The 5,011-nt window shown below is 66.4% G+C and carries 2 protein-coding genes and 2 pseudogenes; all 4 read left to right on the forward strand.

Features of this window, described 5'->3' with window-relative positions:
• Nucleotides 1-155 (forward strand): annotated as a pseudogene (locus tag ACRDTL_RS09190) (NADP oxidoreductase); the annotation flags it as partial.
• Nucleotides 156-252: 97 nt separating this feature from the next.
• On the forward strand, nucleotides 253-720 hold the full coding sequence (locus ACRDTL_RS09195) for a carboxymuconolactone decarboxylase family protein (protein WP_431506401.1): 468 nt from the start codon (nucleotides 253-255) through the stop codon (nucleotides 718-720).
• Between the two features lie 218 nt (nucleotides 721-938).
• Complete coding sequence (locus tag ACRDTL_RS09200; RefSeq protein WP_431506402.1) at nucleotides 939-4,727, forward strand: nitrate reductase subunit alpha; 3,789 nt, start codon at nucleotides 939-941, stop codon at nucleotides 4,725-4,727.
• Nucleotides 4,724-5,011 (forward strand): annotated as a pseudogene (narY, locus tag ACRDTL_RS09205) (nitrate reductase subunit beta); the annotation flags it as partial. The gene ACRDTL_RS09200 and the pseudogene narY, both read left to right, overlap by 4 nt.

Genomic DNA, 5,011 nt, shown 5'->3' on the forward strand with positions numbered 1-5,011 from the left:
TCGCCGAGTGGCTGGCCTCGCGCCAGCCGCAGCTCGTCACAAGCGCGCACTGGAAGCTACTCGACGAGTACGAGCGCTCCGCCGGCGAGCCGCACGGACGGCCGCGGGTCAAGCTGTCCAGCCTGGCCGAAATGCTACGGGTTACGCACGGCTGACTTTCGGCCGACGAGTCATGGGATTATGTACCACCCCACCGCGCCCGTAATCGCGGCGCGCCGTAGGGAATTGGCGCCTGACAAGAAGGAGACGCAAATGGGTACTGGGCACCAGCGCCTCGACGTGCACAGCGTCGACCGTGAGGCCTATCAGGCTGTCCTGGGTATGGAGCGGTATGTACGCAACAGCGGTCTGGATCCGGGACTGTACGAACTGGTCAAGATCCGTGCCTCGCAGCTCAACGGGTGCGCATTCTGTCTGGACATGCACAACCGCGATGCCCGCAAGGCCGGTGAGGACCAGCGACGCCTCGATGTGCTCTCGGCGTGGCGCGAAGCACCCGAGTTGTTCACCGAGACGGAGCGCGCGGCATTCGCCTTCACCGAAGCGATCACCCGCGTCGCCGACGCGGGCGTGCCCGACTCGGTCTGGCGCGACGTCGCCGCCCATTTCGACGAAACCGGAATCGTTCACCTGCTTATGGCTATCGCCACGATCAACGTCTGGAACCGGCTTGCGATCGCGACTCATCAACAGCTCCCGGACGCCCCGGCGGGCTCCTGAGCGCCGTCGCCGCCGGCAAGCAAGGTAGCGAATTTTTACATACACAATGTGTAGAAATGATCGGCAAGCCGGATGTCACCCGGCCGTAACCAGTGGTATACCAAGAAGGGCGGGTGTATTCGGCGGTATCGAAGCAGCATCCAACAGCCCGAACGCTCGGGATCTACCGTCGGACCGGGAATGTTGCCGGCGTCGATCCCTCGAATCGGCGTGTTGCGATGCGCGAGAGAACCGGGGTGAGCGAGTTGACAGCAATCAACTCTGGACCGACAGCGAGCGAAGAGCACACCGCAGGGCAGGAGCCGCGCGCATTGCTGGCACCGCTGCTGCCGGGCGGGGAACCCGTCGAGGCATTGCTGCGCAAGGCGCAGTTCTTCACCGCGGGCACGCCCACGCCTGACCACCGCGAGGTACACCGCCGTGGTGGCCGCGGTGCCGAGGAGTTCTACCGGGAACGGTGGCGGCACGGCAAGGAGGTGCGCTCAACCCACGGGGTGAACTGCACCGGGTCATGCTCATGGAAGGTCTTCGTCAAGGAAGGCATTATCGCCTGGGAGACCCAGGCGACCGACTACCCGTCGGTCGGTCCGGATAGCCCCGAATACGAACCGCGCGGCTGCCCGCGGGGCGCGTCGTTCTCCTGGTATACCTACTCGCCGGCGCGGGTGCGCTACCCCTACATCCGTGAGCCGCTGCTGCACATGTGGCGGGAAACGCGGGCGCGGTTGGACGATCCGGTCGACGCCTGGGCGGAGATCATCGGTGACCCGGAGCGCGCGGCCAGCTACAGGCAGGCCCGCGGCAAGGGCGGGTTCTTGCGCTCGAGCTGGGACGAGGTCAGCGAACTGATCGCGGCCGCGCACGTGCACACCATCAAGGCCTACGGACCGGACCGGGTGGTCGGCTTCTCGCCGATCCCGGCGATGTCACAGGTCTCCTACGCCGCGGGCACCCGGTTCCTGTCGATGATCGGCGGGACGATCCTGTCCTTCTACGACTGGTACGCCGACATGCCGGTGGCGTCGCCACAGGTTTACGGCGACCAGACCGATGTGCCGGAGTCCGGTGACTGGTGGAACGCCGCATACCTGATCATCTGGGGTACCAACCTGCCGATCACCCGCACCCCCGACGCGCACTTCATGGTCGAGGCTCGCTACCGAGGGCAGAAGGTCGTCGTGGTCAGCCCCGACTACTCCGACCACACCAAGTTCGCCGACGACTGGCTGGCGGCCGCGCCGGGCACCGACGGCGCGCTGGCGATGGCGATGGGCCATGTGGTGCTGTCCGAGTTCTTCCGCGACCGCCAGGTGCCGTACTTCCAGCAGTATGTGAAGACCTACACCGACCTGCCGTTCCTGGTGACACTCTGCGAACGTGAAGACGCCTATGTCCCGGACCGGTTCCTTACCGCAGCGGACCTGGGCAGCAACGACGAGCGCGCAGCACACCAGACGATGGTGCTGGACTCGGTGACCGGACAGCCGGTGGTGCCCAACGGCACCATCGCCGACCACTACGGCGAGGCGGGCAAGGGCAAGTGGAATCTCGAACTCGGTGATGTCGATCCGCTGCTGACCCTGCACGGCAGATACCCGGACACGGTCGCGGTCGACCTGCCGCGCTTCGACATCGGCGAGACGGAGGGCGGCGGCGTCATCCGCCGGGGCGTTCCGGTGCTGCGGCTGGGCGATCGGTTGGTGACAACGGTGTTCGACCTGCTGATGGCGCACTACGCGGTACCCCGGGACGGGCTTCCGGGTGAGTGGCCGACCGGCTACGACGACGCGAGCCAGCCCTACACGCCGGCGTGGCAGGAGGCGATCACGTCGGTGCCGGCTGCTGCCGCCGCGCGGGTGGGGCGTGAATTCGCCCGCAGCGCAGAGCTTTCCAAAGGCCGGTCGATGATCGCGATGGGCGCGGGCACCAACCACTGGTTCCACTCCGACCAGATCTACCGCACCTTCTTCACGCTGACGATGCTGTGCGGCTGCCAGGGCGTCAACGGCGGTGGCTGGGCGCACTACGTCGGGCAGGAGAAGGTACGCCCGCTCACAGGGTGGCAGCAGATGGCTTTCGCGCTGGATTGGCAACGCCCGACCCGGCACATGACCGGCACGTCGTTCTTTTATCTGCACACCGACCAGTGGCGCTACGAACGGTTCGGCGCCGACGAGCTGGCCAGCCCGCTGGGCCGCGGTCTGTTCCGGGGCAGAACGATGGTCGACGCGATGGCCCAGTCGTCGCGGCTGGGGTGGGCGCCGTCGTATCCGACCTTCGACCGCAATCCGCTGGACCTGGCGGATGCCGCGGCCGCAGCCGGCAAGAGCGTCGCCGACTATGTGGTCGACGAACTCAAGGCGGACCGGCTGCGCTTCGCCGGGGAGGATCCCGACAACCCGGTGAACTTCCCCCGGGTGCTGACGGTGTGGCGGGCGAACCTGCTGGGATCGTCGGGTAAGGGCATGGAGTACTTCATGCGGCATCTGCTGGGTACCCACAACGCGGTACGCGCCGCAGAGACACCCGAGCACTACCGACCGGCCGAGGTGCGCTGGCGCGACGAGGCGCCGCACGGCAAGCTCGACCTGGTCACCACCGTCGACTTCAGGATGACCAGCACCTGCAGCTACTCCGACATCATCTTGCCGGCGGCCACCTGGTACGAGAAGTACGACATCTCGACCACGGATATGCACCCGTTCGTTCACCCGTTCAATCCCGCCATCCCCCCGCCGTGGGACGCCCGAACGGACTTCGACACGTTCGCCACCATCGCCCGCGACTTCTCCCGGCTCGCGGCCAAGCATCTGGGCACCCGCACCGACGTGATCGCGGCGCCGCTGACCCACGACACGGCCGACGAGCTGGCCCAGCCCGGCGGCGTGGTACGAGACTGGCGGCGCGGCGAATGCGACCCGGTTCCCGGAGTGACCATGCCGCGCCTGGTGGCGATCGAACGGGACTACGGCGCGGTAGCGGAAAAGATGGCTGCACTTGGCCCGCTGGTCGAAACGGTGGGCACCACGGTCAAAACCGTCAGCTGGAAACCCACCACGGCGGTCGACTGGCTCCGCCGGCAGAACGGCATCGTGCGCGGCCGTCCGGGATCAGCAGTCGACGGCCGCCCATCGTTGGCCCGCGACATCCACATGGCGGATGCCATCCTGGCGCTGTCGGGTACCACCAACGGCAGAGTCGCCATGCAGGGGTGGCAGGCGCTGGAGGAGCGCACCGGCGTGAGGCTGGCCGACCTGGCCGAGGAACGCTCCGGTGAACGAATCACCTTCGAAGACATTCAGGTTCAGCCCCGGTCGGTGATCACCTCACCGGAGTGGTCCGGCAGCGAGAAGGGGGGACGGCGCTACTCGCCGTTCGTGGTCAACGTCGAACGCAAGAAACCCTGGCACACGCTGACCGGCCGGATGCATTTCTTCCTCGACCACGACTGGATCGCCGAGTACGGCGAGTGGCTGCCGGTCTACCGTCCGCCGCTGAACTACATCCGGCACTTCGGCGAGCAGGGGCTGCCCGAGGACGGCCGGCCGGAGATCACGGTGCGTTATCTCACCCCGCACTCGAAGTGGTCGATTCACTCCGAGTACCAGGACAACCTGCATATGTTGCGGCTGTTCCGCGGTGGGCCGGTGATCTGGATGAGCCAGGCCGATGCGGCCGCGATCGGTGTCGCCGACAACGACTGGATCGAGTCCTACAACCGCAACGGCGTGGTGACCTGCCGGGCCGTGGTCACCCACCGGATGCCCAAGGGCACCGTGTTCATGTACCACACCATGGACCGGCACCTGATGACACCGGTCTCGGAGGTGTCCCAACTACCCGGTGGCGGCGACAACGCACTGACCAGGCTGGTGATCAAGGCGACACACATGATCGGTGGTTATGCGCAGCTGTCGTTCGGCTTCAACTACCACGGCACCACCGGAAGCCAGCGTGACGAGATCACCGTCATCCGCCGCCGTTCCCAGGAGGTGCAGTACCGATGAGAGTCATGGCCCACGTGGCCATGGTGATGAACCTGGACAAGTGCATCGGCTGCCACACCTGCACGGTCACCTGCAAGCAGGTGTGGACCAACCGTCCCGGAACCGAGTACGTCTACTTCAACAACGTCGAAACCAAGCCGGGCATCGGCTACCCGACACGCTACGAGGACCAGGAGCAGTGGCACGGCGGCTGGACGCTGGACCGCAAGGGGCGACTGCAGCTCAAGGCGGGCGGGCGGCTGCGCAAGCTGCTGTCGATCTTCTACAACCCGGACCTGCCCAGC

This window comes from Mycobacterium sp. (genome assembly GCF_050700595.1).
Lineage (GTDB): Bacteria > Actinomycetota > Actinomycetes > Mycobacteriales > Mycobacteriaceae > Mycobacterium.